Origin of the sequence: Streptomyces sp. NBC_00203 (assembly GCF_045206325.1) — a bacterium.
In the GTDB taxonomy this organism is placed as follows: domain Bacteria; phylum Actinomycetota; class Actinomycetes; order Streptomycetales; family Streptomycetaceae; genus Streptomyces; species Streptomyces lutosisoli.
Genome location: NZ_CP108126.1, coordinates 572,538 through 591,709 on the forward strand (window position 1 = coordinate 572,538; position 19,172 = coordinate 591,709).

Here is a 19,172-nt window from a genome sequence, read left to right on the forward strand (position 1 = left end):
TTCGGAAGGGATCAGGTGGTGCCGGTCAGCTCGTCGTGACGGCGGTGTCGTCGACGACGAAGCTGGTCTGGAGCGAGGAGTCCTCGACGCCGCTGAACTTCAGCGCGACGGTGGTACCGGCGAAGGAGGACAGGTCGAACGTCTTCTGGGTGTACCCGGTGGCCTTGTTGAGGTTGGAGTACGTCGCCAGAGTCGTCGACCCCGCGGTGACCGTCAGCTTGTCGTACTGGGTGCTGGTCGTGGTCTCCGCGCTGTCGATGTGCAGGTAGAAGGTGAAGCTGGCCTTGCAGCCGGACGGGATGGTCACCGACTGGGAGAGCGTGTCGGTGTGCGTCGAGCCGTAGCCGTCCAGCCAGGCCTTGTACGAGCCGGCGTGGGCCGCCTGGCTGCTGGAGCTGGTGATGACACCGCTCGTGGCGGTCCAGGTGGTGTTGCCGGACTCGAAGCCGGGGTTGCCCAGCAGTTGGGCCGAGGTGCAAGTGCCGCCGCCACCGGAGGAGCTGACCGTCCAGGTGAAGGCCGCGGTGCCGGTCGCGCCGGTGCTGTCGGTGACGGTGACGGTCGTGCTGTAGGTGCCGGCCGTCGTCGGGGTGCCGGAGATGGCGCCGGTGGAGCTGCTGATCGACAGGCCGGTCGGCAGTCCGGTCGCGGCGTACGTCAGCGAGCCGCTGTTGGTGCTGCTGGCCGAGATCTGCAGGCTGACGGCGGTGCCGACGGTGGAGGACTGGCTGCCCGGGTTGGTGACCGTGACACCTGTGGTCGGCACGGTGATGTGGCTGCCGACGTTGATACCGGCGAAGGCGTTTCCGACCCCGGCGTACTGGGTGGAGCTGGTGCCGTACAGCGCTGCGGCGGCGTTCAGCGCCGCGGTGCGGGCGCCCGCGTAGTTGGTGCTGGACGTCATGTACGTCGTCAGCGCCTTGTACCAGATCTGCAGCGCGGCGGCCCGGCCGATGCCGGCGACGGCCACGCCGTCGGAGGTCGGCGAGTTGTAGGTGACGCCGTTGATGGTCTTGGTGCCGCTGCCCTCGGAGAGCAGATAGAACATGTGGTTCGCCGGGCCCGAGGAGTAGTGGACGTCCAGGTTGCCGACGCCGGAGTACCAGCTGTCGGCGGAGCCGCCGTCCTTGTCGGGCTCGTCCATGTAACGCAGCGGCGTACCGTCGCCGTTGATGTCGATCTTCTCGCCGATGAGGTAGTCACCGACGTCGTTGCTGTTGGCCGCGTAGAACTCCACGCCGGTGCCGAAGATGTCGGAAGTCGCCTCGTTGAGGCCGCCGGACTCACCGGTGTAGTCCAGACCCGCGGTGTTGGAGGTGACGCCGTGGCTCATCTCGTGGCCGGCGACGTCGAGCGAGGTGAGGGCGTGGGTGCTGCCCGAGCCGTCGCCGTAGGTCATGCAGAAGCAGTCGTCGTCCCAGAACGCGTTGACGTACGCGGTGCTGTAGTGGACGCGGGAGTAGGCGGCGACACCGTCGTTCTTGATGCCGCTTCTGCCGAAGGTGTTCTTGTAGAAGTCCCAGGTCGTCTGGGCGCCGAAGTGGGCGTCGACACCGGCGGTCTGGGTGTTGGAGCCGGAGCCGGTGCCCCATGTGTCATCGGCGTCGGTCATCAGCGTGCCGGTACCGGACGTGCCGTTGCTGAGGCTGTACGTCTTGTGGCCGCCGCGCGTGGTGTCGTACAGCTGGTACGTCGAGCCGGACAGCGTGGTGTTGATGCTGACGGTGCCGCTGTACTGGCTGTTGCCCGTACCGGTCTCGACGCCCTGGAACTGGGAGAGCTTCGCCCCGGTCGCGGCGTCGGTGATGACGTGCAGCTTGCTCGGGGTGCCGTCGTCCTGGAGGCCGGTGACCACGGTTTCCCAGGCCAGCACAGGGGTGCCGGTGCCGGCCCAGATCACCTTGCGCGCCTTCTCGGCGGCGGGCTTGACCGCGTCGAGCGCCTTGGCGGCCTTGAGCGCCTTGCCCTGGGCGGTGGCCGCGGCGAGCTTCGGGGTGGTGGAGGCGACCTTGATGGTGTGCTTGTTGTTGAAGGTCGTGCCGAGGGTGCCGGTGCCGGAAGCCGGGGTGTGGACGACGAGGTCACCGCCGAGGACCGGAAGGCCGGCGTAGGTGCGCTCGTAGCGGGTGTGGAGGGTGCCGTCGGCGTCCTTGACGACGTCCTTGACGACCAGCTTCTCCTTGGCCCCGAGTCCGAGCGAGCCGGCGGTCGTAGCCGTCTTCGCCGTCGCGGTCTTGATGAGCGCGGTGCGCTGTGCAGGGGAAAGCTTGGCCTGAAGTGCGCCTGCCTTGAGGGGACTTGCATGGGGGGCGGGCTTGGCGGCCGCCGGGACCGCCTGTATGCCGACGGCCAGGAATGCGGCGGTGGCCACGAGGGCTCCGGCCGCGGTCGCCTGACGGGGGATACGTCTCACTCGTACTCCTTCTGCGACGGCCACATGTGGGGCGGCCGGTGACAGACCCGGGCAGACGGGTGTGCTGTCCGGGACGAGCTGAGCAGGGGCGTGCGGGAACGAGACCGTGGGGCAGGCCGTGTGCGACCCGCGCGACAGGTGGGGGAAGGATTGCACCCTTGACCGATGCATGACACCTACTTGAGGGTAATCAAGGGTTATCCCTACTCGGCCTTGGAGCACCCCGTCCGGGTGCCCTCGCGGACACGATGGCCGAGAATCGGCGCATGGACGTGACCGAACTGCTCGAAGCGGCTTCCCTGTTGGTGCCCGAGGAGACCGCCACCGAGGACGAACTCACGGTGCGCGACGTCTGGGACCACCTCGTCGCCGACGAGTGGGAGATCGCCCTCGGCCTGCTGGAGCAGCTCGGCGACGCCGGTCCCCTGCCGCTGGGCTTCTGGGAGACGCTCGCCGGAGCCGCCGAGCAGCTGCGGATGGAACGGAGCGCGGCCTGGTGCCACTGGCGCTGCTCCGAGATCCGTCAAGGCGTGATCCGAGCAGACCTGACGCTGCGTCCGGCCGGGGAGAGCCGACGGACGACGCCCATCGGCGGGGCGGGTGTGCTGCGCCCGATGTGGGACATCGGCCACAGAACCCCCGCGGGTGAACTGTCCGTCAACATCGCGGCGCTCTGGGTCGAGCAGAAGCCCTTCCTGGAGCCCGGCGGGCGGGCGCTGGTGCGGCTCGTACCCCTTGTTCCCTCCGGGTGGCGGCATCTTGAGCCCGGCCGGCAGATCGACTTGTACGAGGACCGGTCCGTGGGCGGCACCGCGGTGGTCCTGGAGGTACGTCCTCCTGCGTGAGCGAGTCGGTTGCGGAGGTACACCCGCCCGTCTCGACGACGGCCGGTTTCACGGCCACCCCGCACCCGGGACCTCGACCTCCGTGGCCAGCACCTGGCCGGAGCCGGGCGTAACCATCTCGGACTCCGTCATCCCCCGCCACTCGGCGGCCACGATGAACAAGGTGGTGCCGTCGGGGCCGCCCAGCGCGCAGGCGAAGCCGCCACGGTCCAGGTCGATCCGGTCAAGCACCTTGCCGCCCTCGGCGACGCGGACGCAGCACCGGCCCGGCACGTCGGCGTACCAGACGGCGTTCCGCGCGTCGACGCAGATGCCGTCCGGGGTGCCCTCGCCGAGGTCGGCCCAGACCCGCCGGTCGGACAGCCCGCCGTCCGCGCCGATACCGAAGGCCACCAGGCTGTGCCGGTAGGAGTCCGCGACGATCAGCGTCGAGTTGTCGGGCGTCACCGCCATCCCGTTGGGGAACGCGATGTCGTCGGCCACCTGGCGCACCGAGCCGTCCGGCGTGACCAGTGAGACCGAGCCGGGCCTGAACTCCTCCCCCGCCATCGGGTTGAAGTCGCCGCGGTTGACATAGGTGTTGCCGCGGCCGTCGATCACGATGTCGTTCCAGCCCGGCCTGCCCAGATCCGCGTACGTGACCAGGGAGCCGTCGGGTTCCCGGCGCAGCAGCCGCCCGTCCGGCGACGAGACGATCACCATCCGCCCGTCGGGAAGCCAGGCGGTGCACAGCGGCAGTGACGCCACGCGCGCGATCACCTCGCTGTGACCCGTCGCCGGATCGACGGCGACGACCTCGCCGGCGGTCCAGTCGGATACGTACAGCCGGCCACCGTGCCAGCGCGGCGACTCGACCAGTCCCCGTCCGCCGAGCAGCGTCCGTACCTCGTTCATCCTCATCACAGCCCTCGTCCCGCACCGGCACCGCACCGGTGGCTCACTGTCTGAACGAACGGCCACGCGCCGAATCGACAGGCCGGGGCGCCGTTGCGTCCGACGGGGCGGTGAAAGAGGTCGGACGAGGCGGGCGTGACGGGGTCTGCCCCCTGTGCCTGTTCGCCTTCATCACCGTCCGGCTCGCGCGCCAATACCGTGCCCAGCAAGGCGACTTGGTCCGTAGGTCAGACGGGGAACGCGCCGGTGTCGCACCTTCCCGGCACGAGGGTGCCTAGCATGGCCGGATGCCTCGACTTCAGCGCCTGCGCCTCGATCACGCCCCCGCTCTTCTTGAGTTCGAGCGGGAGAATCGCGAGTACTTCGCCGCGTCGATTCCCGACCGCGGCGACGCGTACTTCGCGCACTTCGACGCCCGGCTTGATGCGCTGCTGGCCGAGCAGGCGGCCGGGGTGTGCCACTTCCACGTCGTGGTGGACGACAGCGGGGCAGTGCTGGGGCGGGTCAACCTGGTCGATGTGGCGGACGGTTCGGCCGATCTCGGATACCGGATCGCCGAGCGGGCCGCGGGGCGGGGAGTCGCCACGGCCGCCGTGCGCGAGGTGTGCGCCCTGGCCGTCTCGGAGTACGGCCTGAGCACGCTGCGGGCCATCACGACCGTCGACAACGCCGGTTCGCGAGCCGTTCTGGCGCGTACGGGATTCCGGCCCGCCGGCGACATCCTCCTGAACGGTCGCCCAGGTCTGCGCTTTGTCCGGGAGCTGGGGGAAGCCGACAAGGCGGCGCCGGAAGGTACGCCGGCCGTCAGGGAATCGGTTCGGCGGAGGGATTGATCGGCGACTGGTAGGCGCCACTGGCCAGCATGCGCACCTCCCCCGCCGGGCTGATCTCGGCGCGGAGAATGCCGGTGGGATCGCAGTACACCGGGTTGCCGCCCGGACCGAGGGCGTCGGTCCGTTCGACGACCACCTCGTCCGTCACGAGGCTGGTGCCCGATCCGGGATGGGTGAAGCTCAGCCGGTACTGGTCCGGGGTCTTCATGACGACCTCCCACGCTCGGGAGACAAATGCGGGCAAATAGATACCCCTCCATGATGCGGCCAGATCCCCTCGGCAGCAGCACCCGGCGACGGCGAACGCCCCCGGACCGTGCCACAGGCCCGAGCCCACCGCCACTCACCATGTGTGACGCCCCTCGCCACCCGGCGCCGGGCAGTGTAGACATAGCACATGGTCGGACTATTGGGTCGATCCCGGGCTCAGTCGACCCGCCGCCTCAAGACAGCGCTCGGTCAGCGTGAGCCACACGGAGGCAGGCACCGACGCAGCCCGTCCGCCGGGCCACGGTCGGCGCTGAGCGGGCGCAGCGTCGCCGGACAGGTCTTCCTCCTGCAAGTGGTGATCGTGCTGCTCCTGGTCCTGTCCGCGGTCGTGGCCCTGGTGCTGCAGGTCCGGCACGACAGCACACAGGAGGCCCGCAACCGTTCGCTCGCCGTCGCCGAGACCTTCGCCAACGCACCGGGCACCGCCGCGGCGCTCAGCACCCCGGACCCCACGGCCATCCTTCAGCCACGGGCCGAGGCCGCCCGCAAGGCGTCGGGTGTGGACTTCATCGTCGTGATGAACACCGACGCGATCCGCTACACCCACCCCAAGCCCGACCGGATCGGAAAGAAGTTCGTCGGAACCACCGCCCCCGTACTGGCCGGCCACTCCATCACCGAGCAGATCACGGGCACCCTCGGGCCGCTGGTGCAGGCCACGGTTCCCGTCAAGGCGCCCGACGGCAAGGTCGTGGGCATGGTGTCGGCCGGGATCACCACCGCGAATGTCGGCGGTGTCGCGGACCGGCAGCTGCCGATCCTGCTGGCCGCCGCGGGCGTCGCCCTCGTCCTGGCCACGGCGGGGACGGCGCTAGTGAGCAGGCGGCTGCTGCGCCAGACCCGCGGCCTGGGCCCGTACGAGATGACCCGCATGTACGAGCACCATGACGCGGTGCTGCACGCCGTACGAGAGGGAGTGATCATCGTCGGCGGCGAGGGGCAGCTGCTGCTCGCCAACGACGAGGCGAGCCGGCTGCTCGACCTGCCCGACGACGCCGAGGGGCAGCAGGTCCTCGACCTCGGCCTCGACTCGGACACCGCCGGCCTGCTGGCCTCGGGACGGGTCGCCACCGACGAGGTGCACCTGGTCGGCGACCGGCTGCTGGCCATCAACCAGCGGCCCACGGACCTTCAGGGCGGCCCGGCCGGCAGCGTCGCGACGCTCCGCGACTCGACCGAACTGCGCGCGCTCTCCGGCCGGGCCGACGTGGCACGCGAGCGACTCAAACTGTTGTACGACGCCGGGGTGGGCATCGGTACGAGCCTGGACGTGACCCGCACCGCCGAGGAACTCGCGGAGGTGGCCGTCCCGCGGTTCGCGGACTTCGTCACCGTGGACCTCGCCGACGCCGTGCTGAACGGGCAGGAGCCGGACGCGGGCACCGATCTGCGCCGCACGGCGTCCGGCGGAATCCGCAAGGACGCTCCGCTGTACCCGGTCGGCGAGCACATCGGGTTCGCCTCCTCCACGCCACAGGCCCACAGCCTGCGCACCGGCCAGGCGGTCGTCGAACCCGACCTCGGCGGATCCCCGGGATGGCTGGCCCAGGACCCCCAGCGCACCGGCCAGGTCGTGGACTACGGAATCCACTCCCTGATCACGGTCCCCCTGCGGGTGGGCCCCCTGGTGATGGGCGTGGCCAACTTCTGGCGTTCCGAGAAGCCCGAGCCCTTCGACATGGAGGATCTGGCCCTCGCCGAGGAGCTGGTGGCCCGTGCGGCGGTCTCCATCGACAACGCGCGCCGCTACACCCGCGAGCACACCATGGCCGTGACGCTGCAGCGCAGTCTGCTGCCCCGCAACCTGCCCGAGCAGAGCGCCCTGGACATCGCCTACCGCTACCTTCCCGCCCAGGCGGGAGTCGGCGGCGACTGGTTCGACGTCCTGCCGCTGCCCGGCGCCCGTGTCGCGGTCGTCGTGGGCGACGTCGTCGGCCACGGGCTGCACGCGGCGGCGACGATGGGCCGGCTGCGTACGGCGGTCCACAACTTCTCCGCCCTCGACCTGCCTCCCGACGAGCTCCTCGGGCTCCTGGACGAGCTGGTCGGCCGTATCGACCAGGACGAGGTCGCGGAGGACAGCGGAGCCGCCGTCACCGGCGCCACCTGTCTGTACGCCATCTACGACCCGGCCTCCCGGCGCTGCACGGTCGCGCGGGCCGGACACCCGCCGCCGGCCCTGGTCGGCCCCGACGGCAGCGTCGAGTTCCCCGAGGTGCCGGCCGGTCCCCCGCTCGGCGTGGGCGGCCTCCCGTTCGAGACGGCCGAGCTCGAGCTGGCGGAGGGCAGCCGCCTGGTGCTCTACACGGACGGGCTCGTCGAGGACCGGGAACGGGACTTCGACACCGGCCTCGACCTGCTGCGCACCGCCCTGGCCGGGGCCGACCGGTCGCCGGAGGACACCTGCCGGGCCGTACTCGACGCCCTGCTGCCGGCCCGGCCGAGCGACGACATCGCCCTGATCGTCGCCCGCACCCACGCGCTCGGTCCCGACCGGATCGCCGAGTGGCAGGTGCCGTCCGACCCGGTGGCCGTCGGCGAGGTGCGCGCCTCGGTCACCCGGCAGCTGACGGAGTGGGGGCTGGACGAGATGGCGTTCACCACGGAGCTGATCCTCAGCGAGCTGGTCACCAACGCGATCCGTTACGGCAGCGGCCCCATCCAGGTCCGTATGCTGCGCGACCGCACCCTGATCTGCGAGGTCTCCGACGGCAGCAGCACCTCACCCCACCTGCGCTACGCGGCCACCACGGACGAGGGCGGACGCGGCCTGTTCCTGGTCGCCCAGCTCGCCGAGCGCTGGGGCACCCGCTACAACCCCGCCGGCAAGGTGATCTGGGCCGAGCAGTCGCTGACCTGAGCCGAGGCACCACCGGGGACCGGCTGGTACGGGCGCGCTGGAGGCGTCGGCGCTCAGCCGGGTGGCGAGGGACCTCGGCGTACGTCCTCCTCCGCCGCGGGCGCCGAGTGCGTAGTCCCGCTCGCGTCGTCCGTGGCCTCCTCGGCCGGTGCGATCGGAAGGGCGCCGCCGCGGAGCCGCTCCAGGTCGGAGGGGCGCACCTGGATGACGAGCAGGGCGATCAGCGCGCCGAGGAGGGCGAAGACGGCGGCCATGACGAACGCACCCGAGATGCCGGACGTCAACGCCTGGTCGCTCCAGGGCGCCGGAAGCTGACCCGTTCTGCGGAACTGCAGCTGCTGCGCAGGGGTCGCCTCCGCCAGGAACTTGCCGACCTGATCCGTGGCCTCGTTGCGGCTGGCCGTACCGAAGACCGTCACCAGCACGGACAGGCCGAGCGATCCTCCGACCTGCTGGGTGGCGTTAAGGATTCCGGAGGCGGCTCCTGCCTCCTTCGATTCCACGCCCGAGACCGCCATCAGCGTCAGCGACACGAACTGCAGGCCCATGCCAAGGCCGAAGACCAGGATGGGGCCAAGAATGCTGCCCAGATAGGTGCTGTGAACATCGGTCATGGTCAGCCAGGCGAGCCCCACGGCAGCCAGGATCGCGCCCACCACCATGAAGGGTTTGGGCCCCCACCTGGGCAGGAGGTTCGAGGTGAATCCCGCGCCGATCGCGACGATTGCGCTCACCGGCAGGAAGGCGAGGCCGGCCTCCAAGGGGCTGAAGCCCAGGATGTTCTGCACGAAGAGCGTCAGGAAGAAGAACATCCCGAAGATCGCCGCGGCCAGGCTCAGCATCATCCCGTAGACGCCGGCGCGGTTACGGTCGCGAAACATCCACAGGGGAGTGATGGGCTGCCTCGACCGGCGCTCGACGGTGATGAACACGACTAGGAACACCAGAGCCGCCCCGAAGGCCGCGAGGGTGACACTGTCACTCCAGCCGTCCTCCGAGGCCCGGATGAAGCCGTAGACGAGCAGCACCATGCCCAGCGTGGAGGTGATAGCGCCGGGGAAGTCGAAGTGGCCCGGGTGGCGCTCGGACTCCCGGATGTAGCGGGGTGTGGCAAGCACGATCAACAGGCCGATCGGGACATTGACGAAGAACACCCAGCGCCAGTCGAGCCACTCCACGAGAACACCGCCCGCGAGGAGCCCGATCGCACTGCCTCCGGCGGAAACAGCGGCGAACACGCCGAACGCCCTGTTCCGCTCGGGTCCTTCGCGGAAGGTGGTGGTGATCAGCGACAGCGCGGTGGGGGAAGCGATCGCGCCGCCGACACCCTGCAGTGAGCGCGCCGCGAGCAACTGCCAGTCCTCCTGGGCGAGTCCGCCGAGCAGCGAGGCCAACACGAAGAGCAGGACGCCGAACATGAAGACCCTGCGCCGGCCGAGGATGTCACCGGAGCGCCCGCCGAGCAGCAGCAGACCACCGAAGGTCAGCGTGTAGGCGTTGATCACCCAGGACAGGTTCTCGGTCGAGAAGCCGAGCGAGGTCTGGATGTGCGGCAGCGCGATGTTCACGATGGTGATGTCGAGGACCACCATCAGCTGGCACGAGGCGATGACGAGGAGCGCGATACGACTGCCTCGGCCCCGCTCCGGGGACTCGGCAGGTGCGGAAGGTGTCGGGTGAGCGGCCGTCATGGAAGGGCCCCGCGCGTCGGGTCAACAGTGAACGCGGACGTTCACTACATCGACGTTAAGCCTGAGCTCCCGACCCCACCAATCGATCAAAGGGTCCCGGTGGGAAGGCGATGGGACGGGCGGGGCTCAGCGGGCCAGGCGGCCGAGCAAGGACGAGGCGGACAGGATGCCGAGGGCCGCGGCCAGGACAAGAACCCCGTAGTCGAGGGCCAGATGGGCGGGTGTGCCGAGCAGCAGGCCGCGCAGCGCGTCCACCTGGTAGCTGAGGGGGTTGAACTTGCTGACGGTCTGGAGCCAGCCCGGCATGACGGCCACCGGATAGAGGGCGTTGGAGCCGAAGAACAGCGGCATGGTGATGGCCTGGCCGATGCCCATCAGGCGGTCGCGGGTGAGCACGATGCCGGCGATGGTCATCGAGAGGCAGGAGAAGAAGGCCGAGCCGAGGACGACGGCCACCGCGACGCCGAGCAGCCGCAGCGGATTCCAGGTCATCGCCACCCCGAGCAGCGCGGCGATGACGACGACCACGACCGCCTGGATCAGCGCCTTCACTCCGGCGGCGAAGGCCTTGCCGGTGATGAGCGCCGAGCGCGGGGTCGGTGTGACGAGGAGCTTGGTGAGGATCCCGGCGTCCCGCTCCCAGATGATCATGATGCCGTAGAAGATGGCGATGAACATCGCGGACTGGGCGATGATGCCGGGCGCGAGGTAGTCGAGGTAGGGGATGCCGCCGGTGGGTATGGCCTTGATCCGGGTGAAGGTCTCGCCGAAGATCAGCAGCCAGAGCGCCGGCTGGACGGCCCGGGTGTACAGCTCGGTGCGGTCGTGGCGCAGCTTCTGCAGCTCGACCGCGCACATCGCGCCGACCCGGGCGGGCAGCACCTTCCAGCCGGTACGGGCCCGGGGCGGGACCAGGAGCAGGTCGAGGCCGGCCGGGTGGACGCGGTCAGCCGACACGGGACGCGGTACGGCGGGTGCTTCGGACATCGCTGAAGTCTCCTGACTGGTCGTCGAGGCCGCTGCCGGCGATGTCGCGGAAGACGTCTTCCAGCGTGGGCAGTTCACCGTTCTTCGCGGTGCCGCGCCGCTCGCCGAGGCCGGTCCTCAGCTCGTCGGGGGTACCGAGGGCGCGGACGCGGCCCCGGTGCATCAGCGCGACCCGGTCGCAGTACTGATCGGCCTCGTCCATGTAGTGGGTCGTCACCAGGACGGTCATACCGGTGGCCGCGCGCACGGCGTTGATGTGCTCCCACACGCTCGTCCGGGCGATCGGGTCGAGGCCGATGGTCGGCTCGTCGAGGATCAGCAGCCGGGGCGCGCTCACCAGTGCCTGGGCAAGTTCGAGGCGACGGACCATGCCTCCGGAGTACGTCTTGGCGAGCCGGTCGGCGGCGTCGGTCAGGTCGACCGCCGCGAGCGCCTGGCCGACGCGCGCCGCGCGCTCCCGGCGGGAGACGTCGAAGACGCGGGCGAACAGGGCCACGTTCTCCCGGCCGGTGAGTCCGGAGTCGGCGGAGAGCTGCTGCGGTACGTAGCCCAACAGGCGGCGGACCGCCATGCGTTCGCGTGTGGCGTCGTGCCCGAAGACCCGGACCATGCCGGCGGGGACGGGCAGCAGCGTGGTGATGCAGCGGATCGCCGTGGTCTTGCCCGCGCCGTTGGGCCCGAGCAGTCCGAACACCTCGCCGTCGCGGACGGAGAGTTCGAGCCCGTCGACCGCGGTGGTCTCGCCGAAGGCGTACGCGAGCCCGGCACAGGTGACGGCGTCCGTCCCGGCATCCGCCGCTGCGGTCCGGGGGCCGGCCGCATCCGGCCCACCGCTCTCCGGCGCGGCCGGTCCGTCGGCGGCATCCGTGCCGCTGTCGATCTCCGGGGCATGCCCCTCGGCGGTGCCCGTCGCCTCGCCGGCCGGGCTCCCCTGCCGGGCGGGGTCTCCCCCTCCGGTCGTGTTCCGCGTCATGTCTCCTCGGCCTCCTCGTGCAGGTTCGCCGCCAGCTTGCGCAGGGCCGGAAGGGCCGCCTCCAGGGCCGCGCGGTCCGCCTCGTCGAGACGGGCCACCTGGCTGCGTACGAGTGCCGCGCGCCGCGCGCGCCAGTCGCGCAGCCGCGCGTCGGCGGCCGGTGTGGGCAGCAGTCGCGCGGCCCGCCGGTCGGCCGGGTCCGTCTCGCGGATCAGATAGCCGTCCCGCACCAGTTGGTTGACCAGCGTCGAGACCGAATTGCCCGCCAAGTAGAGCTCCTTGGCGGCTTCCGACACGCCGATGCCCGGGCGTGCCACGACCAGGCGCAGCAGCTCGACCTCGGCGCCACGCAGCCGCGGGGCGGTCATACCACGGCGCAGCCGCCGCCGGATCAGCCGCTGCACTCCGGCCAGGGTGTCGGCCAACGCCTCGGGGAAACTCTCTGACTCCACTCTTCGAGAATAGCTCTGTGTCAGAGGTATTTCGAGAAAGGGAGGGTCAAGAGGGGGCAAGCGGAAAGCCGGGCGGCAGCCCAGGGGCCGGGCACGAGCGGCCGGCGCGGCGGCAGCGTCGTACCCGGCCCTGGTCCGAGCCGAGAGCCTGGTGTCCCCGGTGTCCCCGGCGTCAGTGGTCCTTGAGTTCGTCGATGCGGACGGGGCCACCGGTGGTCACCGACTGGATGGCGGCGAGGGCGATGGACAGGGCGGCGCGGGCGTCCTCGCCGGTGACGGCGGGGGCCCGGCCGGTGCGGACGCACTCGGTGAAGTCGGCGAGTTCGGCCACGTAGGCGTCGTGGAAGAGGTCCTGGTCGTACCGGACGGATTCGGCGGTGATGCCGTCCGGGCCGTAGGAGGTCAGAGGGGTGCGGCGGAGGTCACCAATGGTGAGCATGCCCGCCGAGCCGAACACCTCGCCGCGGACGTCATAGCCGTACACGGCCTGGAAGTTGGCCTCGGCGGTGGCGAGCGCGCCGTTGTCGAAGCGGATCGTGACGACGGCGGTGTCGAGCAGCCCGTGCTCCTTGAAGTCGGGGCGGACGAGCGCGTCGGCCATGGCGAAGACCTCGACGGGCTCGGCGCCGGGGTTGAGGAAGCGCAGGGTGTCGAAGTCGTGGATCAAGGTCTCCAGGAAGATCGTCCACGGCGGAATGCGTGCCGGGTCCGCCAGCCTCGGGTCACGGGTGAGAGAACGGAGCAGCTGGGGGGTGCCCACCGCGCCGGCGGCGACCTTGTCGTGAGCGGCGCGGAAGCCCGGGTCGTAACGCCGGTTGAACCCCACCTGGAGAGCCACGCCGGCCGCACGGGCGGCGGCGATGGCGCGGTCGGCCTCGGCGAGACCGACCGCCATGGGCTTCTCGCAGTAGACCGCCTTGCCCGCCCGTGCCGCCGCCTCCACCAGGTCGGCATGGGTGCGGGCCGGGGTGGCGATCACCACCGCGTCGACCTGCGGGTCGGCCAGCAGGTCGCCGATATCGGTGTACGCCGTGGCACAGCCGAGCGGGGCGGCGAGGCGCTCCGCGGCGCCCGGGGCGGGGTCGGCGACGGCGGCGAGACGGACGCCGGGCAGACGGTCGGCGAGGGTCTCGGCGTGGAAGGAGCCCATCCGTCCGGCGCCTATGAGACCGACGGCGAGCGGTTGCTGCGTGGCCATGCGAGTTCTCCGTACCTGAGTGAGGGGGTGCGTGGGAGGTCTTCGTCGGTGAGCGAGTGCGGGAAGGGCCGTTGTCGGTGAGCGAGTGCGGGAAGGGCGGGTGTCAGAGCGTGAACGCGGTGCGGAAGCGCTCCAGGGCGAGGTCGCTGTGGTCCGAGGCCCACGCCTCCATGGCGACCGTGCCGTCGTAGCCGAGGTCCGCGAGGGCGCGCGCGACGGCCGGGTAGTTGATCTCCCCGGTTCCGGGCTCACAGCGGCCGGGTACGTCGGCCACCTGGATCTCGCCGATCAGGCCCCGGCCGTGGGCGCGGCGCAGCAGCTCGATCAGGTTCCCCTCGCCGATCTGCGCGTGGTAGAGGTCGAGGTTCATCCGCAGTCCGGGGCGGTCCACGGCCTCGACCAGGGCCAAGGTGTCGGCGGCCTTCGCGAACGGCACTCCGGGGTGGTCGACGGCGGTGTTGAGGTTCTCCAGGGTGAAGACCACCCCGGCGCTCTCCCCCAGTTCGGCGATGCGGGTGAGCGTGCGGTGGGCGGCGATCCACATCGGGCCGGTGGCGTCGCCGGTGACGGCGGTGACCGGGAGTCCCTCGGAGTCCAGGCCGGTGCCGTGCAGGTTCAGCCGGGGGCAGCGCAGCCGCTCGGCCGCCTTGACCGACTCCTCGGCGGTGCGCAGCAGTTCGGCCGCTCCGTCCTCGTCGGTCAGACTGCCGCGCAGGTAGCCCGTCATCGAGGAGAAGACCGCCCCGCTCCGCTCCAGTGCGGTCAGATCATGCCGGGTCCAGTCCCAGATCTCGACCTGGAAGCCGGCGTCGTGGATACGCCGCGCCCGGTCCTCGACCGGCAGTTCCCGGAAGACCATCTCGGCGCAGACCGCCAACGTGTACATCGCCCATCACCCGCTTTCCGATGTCCGGGCTTCTAGAACGTTCTAGTCCCGGAGCAGCAGTACGCCAGCCGCCGAGCGGCTTGTCAAGGCTCCGCGAAGGCCCCGAGCTAGAACGTTGCAGTTATGCCGACCAGGGTGTTCGCGTCTGGTCTACGATCCTCGACGGGAAGAACACTTCGACCAGGAAGGGCCTCCGTGCCACCCACTCCCGCGGTCCCGAGCGGAAAACGGCCGACCCTCGCCGATGTCGCGGCGCGGGCGGGCGTGTCCGTCGCCCTGGTCTCGGTGGTGATGCGCGGGGCCAAGGGCGCCGGAGCCGCCACCCGCGAGCGGGTGCTCCGGGCGGCGAAAGAGATCGGCTACCGGCCCGACTCCCGGGCGCGCCTCCTGCGCAGCAGCCGCTCGCGCCTGCTCGGAGTGCAGTTCGGACTCCAACAGCCGTTCCACACCGACCTGGTGGAGTTCCTGTACGCCGCCGCCGAGCCCGTCGGCTATCAGATCGCCCTCAGCGCCGTCGCCCCCAGCCGCAGCGAGCGGCAGGCCGTGGAGGCACTGCTCGGCGACCGCTGCGAGGCCCTGATCCTGCTCGGTTCACAGGCCCCCGCCGCGCGGCTGGCGGAACTCGCGGCGCAGCTGCCGGTCGTGTCCGTGGCCCGGCGGCTGCGTCCACCCGCCGCGGGCGTGGATGTCGTACGGACCGCCGACGACGAGGGCGCCCGCCAGGCCGTCGATCACCTGGTGGCCCTCGGACACCGCGACATCGCCCACATCGACGGCGGCCGGGCGCCCGGTGCCGCCGACCGGCGCCGCGGCTACCGCACAGCCATGAGCCGCCACGGCCTCGCCGACCGCGTCCAGGTCCTGCCCGGCGGACTGACCGAGGAGGACGGCGCCGCGGCGGCCCGCGTCCTCCTCGACGCCGGCCTCGGGCCCACCGCCGTCCTCGCCTTCAACGACCGGTGCGCCACCGGCGTCCTGGACACCTTTCTGCGCGCCGGCATAGCCGTCCCCGGCCGGATCTCCGTCGTCGGCTTCGACGACAGCCGCCTGGCCCGGCTCAGCCATGTCGACCTCACGACCGTCGGCCAGGACATCTCGCGCCTCGCACAGTTGGCGGTCGGCCGGGCCGTGGCACGGCTGGAAGGCGAAACGGAATCCGAGGGGCCCGGGCAGGAGATCGTCGTCGAGCCGCACCTCGTCACGCGCGGCACCACCGCCGCTCCCCCGCCGGCCTGAGCCATCGGCGCTCCCCCGCCTCCTTGGCCATCGGCGCTCCCCGTACGGGTACCCGGTCCTCCAGGACCGGTAGTCGACACACCCGTCCGCCCCATTGACACTTACCGTCCAGTAATATCGCGCGACAGGCCCCCTGAGGAGGAACCGTGCCACGGTCGGAACGCTCGCCCTTGTTGCTCGCCGGCCTGTTGGCCGCCGCGGGCGTCACCCACTTCGTCGCGCCACGGCAGTACGACGCGACCATCCCGCGGGCTCTGCCGGGTAGGCCGCGAACCTGGACCTACGCGAGCGGTGCCGCCGAGCTGGCGCTGGCGGCCGGGGTGGCGCTGCCCCGTACACGGCGGGTCGCCGGGCTCGCCACCGCCGCTTTCTTCGTCGGCGTGTTCCCCGCCAACGTCAAGATGGCCGTGGACTGGCGCAACCGTCCCGCGCCTCTCAAGGCCGCGGCTCTCGCCCGGCTCCCGCTGCAGGTGCCGCTCGTGCTGTGGGCGCGCGGTGTCGCCCGGAGCGGGGAGGGACGGTCATGACCTCTCGCGTGAATGTGGGCGACACGGTCGAGGACTTCGCCCTGCCGGACGAGACCGGGGCGAGCCGGAGTCTGTCCGAACTGCTCGGCGACGGGCCGGTCGTGCTGTTCTTCTATCCCGCCGCGCTTACCGCCGGCTGCACCGCCGAGGCCTGCCACTTCCGTGATCTGGCCGCCGAGTTCGCCGCCGCCGGCGCGCGGCCGGTGGGGATCAGCGGCGATTCCGTCGACCGGCAGCAGGAGTTCGCCGGGCGCCACACGCTCGGATTCCCGCTGCTGTCCGACACCGACGGGACCATCCGTGAGCGGTTCGGGGTGAAGCGCGGCTTCTCCTTGGCCCCCACCAAGCGGGTCACCTTCGTCATCGCACAGGACCGCACGATCCTGGAAGTGGTCCGCAGCGAAATCCGGATGAGCGCGCATGCCGACCGCGCTCTCGCCGCCCTGCGCGAGCACAAGAGCTGAATCGCCGACGGCCCAAGGGCATGCCCACGTGAACAGGCCCCGCCCCATTGCGGATGGCGGGCGGGACCCGTTCACTGCGCCTCATTTTCGGCGGCTCTCGCGGCCTCGGGCAGGGCGCGCGGCCGGGCATGTCGGCAAGGCGGCGCGCACCCGGTGCGGGCGCCGCGCATCCCGTGTGAACGGCGACCGGTCACCACGCGGGAATCGCGGTCATCTCACAGGGGATTGAGGTGATTGTGCGTCAGATCGCGTCCACCACACGGGAGTTCGCGATCACGGCAGCAGTCGCTGCTCCTTGGCGACGGACACCGCGCCCGCTCGGGTGTCCACCCCGAGCTTGGCGTAGATCCTGCCCAGGTGGGTCTTGACCGTGGCCTCGCTGATGAACAGGGTCCGGGCGATCTCCCGGTTGCCCAGGCCGCGCGCCAGCTGCTCAAGGATGTCGCGCTCGCGGTCGGACAGGGCGGGGCGCGGGCTGCGCAGCTGGGCCAGCACCCGGTCGGCGACCGGGGCCGACAGGGCGGTGCGGCCGGATGCCGCGCTGTGGATCGCCGCGAAGAGTTCTTCCGGGCGCTCGGCCTTGAGCAGATAACCGGTGGCGCCGGCCTCGATGGCCCGGGAGATGTCGGCGTCGGTGTCGAACATCGTGAGCACCAGCACGCGGGGTCCCCGCGCGCCGGGTTCTTCGCCGCCGCCCGTCGAAAGGTGCCGGGTGGCCGTCACGCCGTCCATGCCGCCACCGAGCTGAAGGTCCATCAGGACGACGTCGGGCCGCACGCGGGCGGCCACGGCGAGAGCCTCCTCTCCACTGCCCGCCTCGCCGACCACCTCGATGCCCTCGGTACTGGCCAGCAGCGCGCGCAGCCCGGCACGCACCATGGCATGGTCGTCGCACAGCAGCAGTCGGATCGGCGCGGGGGATTCCTGGGGGCTCACGGGCCGCTCTCCGTCGGGGTGTTGGGGGCGAGGGGCGTCAGGGGGTGAGGGGAATCGCCGCCGAGACGACGGTGCCCTCGCCCGGCGTGGATTCCACGGTGAGTGTGCCGCCCGACTGCCGGGCCCGGATGTGCATGGCCGGCAGCCCGTGTCCGCGCGACCGGTCCGCTTCGGGGGCCGCCAGTGCGGCCGGGTCGAAGCCACGGCCGTTGTCGGCGATGTCCAGCGAGATCTGGTCGTCCAGACACGTCAGGGTCAGCGCGGCCCGTGTCGCCGCGGCGTGCTCGCGCACATTGGCCAGCGCGCCCTGCCCGACGCGCAGCAGCGCCGCCTCGACCCGCTCCGGCAGCAGGCCCGGGGTGCCGTCGAGCCGGAAGGCCACGGTCAGCCCCGTACCGCTCTCCCGGTCGGCGAGCGCGCTCAACGCCTCGGCCAGGGAACGCTCGGCGAGGTCGGCCGGGGCCAGGTCGTGCACGAACCGGCGCGCCTCGACGAGACTGCGGGAGGTGATCTCGGCCGCGTCCCTCATGTGTCCGCGGGCCGCTTCGGGGTCCGCCTGCCAGATACGGTCGGCGGCCTGGAGCAACATCTGCTGGCTGGACAGGCTTTGGGCGAGTGTGTCGTGGATCTCCGTGGACAGCCGCTGTCGCTCCGCGAGGATGCCCGCGCGCCGCTCGGTGGCGGCCAGGTCCCGCCGGGTGCGGACCAAGTCGTCGATGAGGACGCGCTGTCGGGCCGCCTGCCGTTGCAGATGGACCAGTACGGCGGTGGCGACCGCGGCGATGGCCGGAGGGGCCACCACCATGTTGGGGTTGAGCGTGCCGTGCGACACCCGTATCTCGGAGACGACGACCAGGGCGGTGAGCCCGGCCACCACGGGCACCGCGATCCGTGCCGGCAGCGTGTGCAGTCCGGCGAACAGCAGCGGCATGGCACACCAGGTGGCGCTCGGCGCCAGTGCGAGCAGGGCGATCCAGACGGCCGAGACCGATCCCAGCCAGGCCAGGTGCCGTGCGGTGGGTCGGCCGCCCGGGCGCGGCGCGGGGGCCCACCACCGTCCGAGGACGTAGAGCAGCCAGAAGAGGGCGAACAGCGCCATCACCCAGGCGGTGCGCGGGCCGCTCTGATCGCGGGTCAGGAAGCGGGCGAGCGAGGAACCGAGCAGCAGGAAGAACGCGGCGTGCATGACCACCGCCAGCCACCGCCCGTCCGGATCGTCCAACTGGCCCTCGACCCGGTGGCGCCGATCCGGATCGCCCGGATCGCCCGGCTCGCCCTCCGGACCGCCCTCCGGACCGCCCTCCGGCTGGTCGCGCGCGTCGCGATCGTCCAGATCACCCTCCACCCGGTCACGCCCCTCTCGATCGCGCCCCTCCCGATGGCCCAGCTCGCGCTCCACCCGAGCGCACCCATCCCGCTCACACCGCTCGCCGTCCAGCGCGTCCCCCCGCCCGATCGCCGCCGTCACAGGGCGCACGCCCCCGCGTGACCGTTCACCCTGTCGCACCGACGGCCCCCTCCCTCGCCCCAACCGGCCTCTTCTCGTTCGACAGTCCAGCGTCCCCGGCGCGGCGGCGCATCATCCGATCGGTTGACATCGGCGTCCCCCGAACCGCCTCCGCATCGGGGCCGGTCGGCCGCGTCGGGCCCCCGCTCGTGCGCCGAGGCTGGGGGCGAGACCCGCGAGGCGCGGCGGCCCGGCCGCGG

The 19,172-nt window shown here is 71.4% G+C and carries 18 protein-coding genes; 7 read left to right on the plus strand and 11 right to left on the minus strand.

Features of this window, described 5'->3' with window-relative positions:
• Positions 1–25: 25 nt before the first annotated feature.
• On the minus strand, positions 26–2,413 hold the full coding sequence (locus OG975_RS02865) for a M4 family metallopeptidase (RefSeq protein WP_406327143.1): 2,388 nt from the start codon (positions 2,411–2,413) through the stop codon (positions 26–28).
• Positions 2,414–2,679: 266 nt separating this feature from the next.
• On the opposite strand from OG975_RS02865, the gene OG975_RS02870 reads away from it, so the two are divergent.
• Positions 2,680–3,258 (plus strand): hypothetical protein, encoded by a 579-nt coding sequence (locus OG975_RS02870; RefSeq protein ID WP_406327145.1) that lies wholly within the window; start codon positions 2,680–2,682, stop codon positions 3,256–3,258.
• Positions 3,259–3,306: 48 nt separating this feature from the next.
• Here the strand turns inward: OG975_RS02870 and OG975_RS02875 are convergent, their stop codons facing one another.
• Entirely contained in the window at positions 3,307–4,158 is an 852-nt protein-coding gene (locus tag OG975_RS02875; RefSeq protein ID WP_406327147.1) for an SMP-30/gluconolactonase/LRE family protein, read from the minus strand.
• A 281-nt stretch (positions 4,159–4,439) separates the two neighbouring features.
• On the opposite strand from OG975_RS02875, the gene OG975_RS02880 reads away from it, so the two are divergent.
• A complete protein-coding gene (locus OG975_RS02880) occupies positions 4,440–4,985 on the plus strand; it encodes a GNAT family N-acetyltransferase (RefSeq protein ID WP_406327148.1) in 546 nt (181 codons plus the stop codon).
• On the opposite strand, the gene OG975_RS02885 is transcribed toward OG975_RS02880, so the two are convergent.
• A complete protein-coding gene (locus tag OG975_RS02885) occupies positions 4,957–5,193 on the minus strand; it encodes a DUF6296 family protein (RefSeq protein WP_406327150.1) in 237 nt (78 codons plus the stop codon). The genes OG975_RS02880 and OG975_RS02885 overlap by 29 nt on opposite strands.
• Before the next feature lie 189 nt (positions 5,194–5,382).
• Between OG975_RS02885 and OG975_RS02890 the strand changes: the two genes are divergently transcribed.
• Positions 5,383–8,115, plus strand: coding sequence for a SpoIIE family protein phosphatase (locus OG975_RS02890; RefSeq protein ID WP_406327152.1), 2,733 nt, complete (start codon positions 5,383–5,385; stop codon positions 8,113–8,115).
• 53 nt (positions 8,116–8,168) lie between these two features.
• Here the strand turns inward: OG975_RS02890 and OG975_RS02895 are convergent, their stop codons facing one another.
• The 6 genes from OG975_RS02895 to OG975_RS02920 form a co-directional block, all read right to left on the minus strand.
• On the minus strand, positions 8,169–9,806 hold the full coding sequence (locus OG975_RS02895) for an MFS transporter (RefSeq protein WP_406327153.1): 1,638 nt from the start codon (positions 9,804–9,806) through the stop codon (positions 8,169–8,171).
• A gap of 126 nt (positions 9,807–9,932) precedes the next feature.
• Positions 9,933–10,793, minus strand: coding sequence for an ABC transporter permease (locus OG975_RS02900; protein ID WP_330302183.1), 861 nt, complete (start codon positions 10,791–10,793; stop codon positions 9,933–9,935).
• A complete protein-coding gene (locus OG975_RS02905) occupies positions 10,753–11,766 on the minus strand; it encodes an ABC transporter ATP-binding protein (protein WP_406327154.1) in 1,014 nt (337 codons plus the stop codon). Before OG975_RS02905 ends, OG975_RS02900 begins: the two co-directional genes overlap by 41 nt.
• Positions 11,763–12,218, minus strand: a complete 456-nt coding sequence (locus OG975_RS02910; RefSeq protein ID WP_406327156.1) for a MarR family winged helix-turn-helix transcriptional regulator — start codon at positions 12,216–12,218, stop codon at positions 11,763–11,765. The genes OG975_RS02905 and OG975_RS02910 overlap by 4 nt, the downstream gene beginning before the upstream one ends.
• A gap of 172 nt (positions 12,219–12,390) precedes the next feature.
• Positions 12,391–13,416 (minus strand): Gfo/Idh/MocA family oxidoreductase, encoded by a 1,026-nt coding sequence (locus tag OG975_RS02915; protein WP_406327157.1) that lies wholly within the window; start codon positions 13,414–13,416, stop codon positions 12,391–12,393.
• 103 nt (positions 13,417–13,519) lie between these two features.
• A complete protein-coding gene (locus tag OG975_RS02920) occupies positions 13,520–14,302 on the minus strand; it encodes a TIM barrel protein (RefSeq protein WP_406327159.1) in 783 nt (260 codons plus the stop codon).
• A gap of 195 nt (positions 14,303–14,497) precedes the next feature.
• Between OG975_RS02920 and OG975_RS02925 the strand changes: the two genes are divergently transcribed.
• From OG975_RS02925 to OG975_RS02935, 3 genes are all read left to right on the plus strand, one after another.
• A complete protein-coding gene (locus tag OG975_RS02925; protein ID WP_406327160.1) occupies positions 14,498–15,538 on the plus strand; it encodes a LacI family DNA-binding transcriptional regulator in 1,041 nt (346 codons plus the stop codon).
• Between the two features lie 146 nt (positions 15,539–15,684).
• Positions 15,685–16,065: a DoxX family protein gene (locus OG975_RS02930; RefSeq protein ID WP_406327162.1), complete on the plus strand. Its 381-nt coding sequence runs from the start codon at positions 15,685–15,687 to the stop codon at positions 16,063–16,065.
• Positions 16,062–16,529: a peroxiredoxin gene (locus tag OG975_RS02935; protein ID WP_406327164.1), complete on the plus strand. Its 468-nt coding sequence runs from the start codon at positions 16,062–16,064 to the stop codon at positions 16,527–16,529. The genes OG975_RS02930 and OG975_RS02935 overlap by 4 nt, the downstream gene beginning before the upstream one ends.
• Positions 16,530–16,802: 273 nt before the next feature.
• Here the strand turns inward: OG975_RS02935 and OG975_RS02940 are convergent, their stop codons facing one another.
• On the minus strand, positions 16,803–17,465 hold the full coding sequence (locus tag OG975_RS02940; protein WP_406327165.1) for a response regulator: 663 nt from the start codon (positions 17,463–17,465) through the stop codon (positions 16,803–16,805).
• Positions 17,466–17,502: 37 nt separating this feature from the next.
• The gene (locus tag OG975_RS02945; protein WP_406336125.1) at positions 17,503–18,651 is read right to left on the minus strand and encodes a sensor histidine kinase; all 1,149 of its coding nucleotides are present in this window, start codon (positions 18,649–18,651) and stop codon (positions 17,503–17,505) included.
• Between OG975_RS02945 and OG975_RS02950 the strand changes: the two genes are divergently transcribed.
• On the plus strand, positions 18,646–18,954 hold the full coding sequence (locus OG975_RS02950) for a hypothetical protein (RefSeq protein ID WP_406327167.1): 309 nt from the start codon (positions 18,646–18,648) through the stop codon (positions 18,952–18,954). The two genes, OG975_RS02945 and OG975_RS02950, sit on opposite strands and share 6 nt — an antisense overlap.
• Positions 18,955–19,172 lie beyond the last annotated feature (218 nt).

What these genes read in the sequence shown, in the direction of transcription:
- OG975_RS02890 (WP_406327152.1), top strand. Translation starts at nt 5,383, where the DNA reads ATGGTCGGACTATTGGGTCGATCCCGGGCTCAGTCGACCCGCCGCCTC.
- OG975_RS02945 (WP_406336125.1), bottom strand. Translation starts at nt 18,651, where the DNA reads ATGCACGCCGCGTTCTTCCTGCTGCTCGGTTCCTCGCTCGCCCGCTTC.
- OG975_RS02885 (WP_406327150.1), bottom strand. Translation starts at nt 5,193, where the DNA reads ATGAAGACCCCGGACCAGTACCGGCTGAGCTTCACCCATCCCGGATCG.
- OG975_RS02920 (WP_406327159.1), bottom strand. Translation starts at nt 14,302, where the DNA reads ATGTACACGTTGGCGGTCTGCGCCGAGATGGTCTTCCGGGAACTGCCG.
- OG975_RS02895 (WP_406327153.1), bottom strand. Translation starts at nt 9,806, where the DNA reads ATGACGGCCGCTCACCCGACACCTTCCGCACCTGCCGAGTCCCCGGAG.
- OG975_RS02870 (WP_406327145.1), top strand. Translation starts at nt 2,680, where the DNA reads ATGGACGTGACCGAACTGCTCGAAGCGGCTTCCCTGTTGGTGCCCGAG.
- OG975_RS02905 (WP_406327154.1), bottom strand. Translation starts at nt 11,766, where the DNA reads ATGACGCGGAACACGACCGGAGGGGGAGACCCCGCCCGGCAGGGGAGC.
- OG975_RS02900 (WP_330302183.1), bottom strand. Translation starts at nt 10,793, where the DNA reads ATGTCCGAAGCACCCGCCGTACCGCGTCCCGTGTCGGCTGACCGCGTC.
- OG975_RS02935 (WP_406327164.1), top strand. Translation starts at nt 16,062, where the DNA reads ATGACCTCTCGCGTGAATGTGGGCGACACGGTCGAGGACTTCGCCCTG.
- OG975_RS02875 (WP_406327147.1), bottom strand. Translation starts at nt 4,158, where the DNA reads ATGAGGATGAACGAGGTACGGACGCTGCTCGGCGGACGGGGACTGGTC.
- OG975_RS02880 (WP_406327148.1), top strand. Translation starts at nt 4,440, where the DNA reads ATGCCTCGACTTCAGCGCCTGCGCCTCGATCACGCCCCCGCTCTTCTT.
- OG975_RS02915 (WP_406327157.1), bottom strand. Translation starts at nt 13,416, where the DNA reads ATGGCCACGCAGCAACCGCTCGCCGTCGGTCTCATAGGCGCCGGACGG.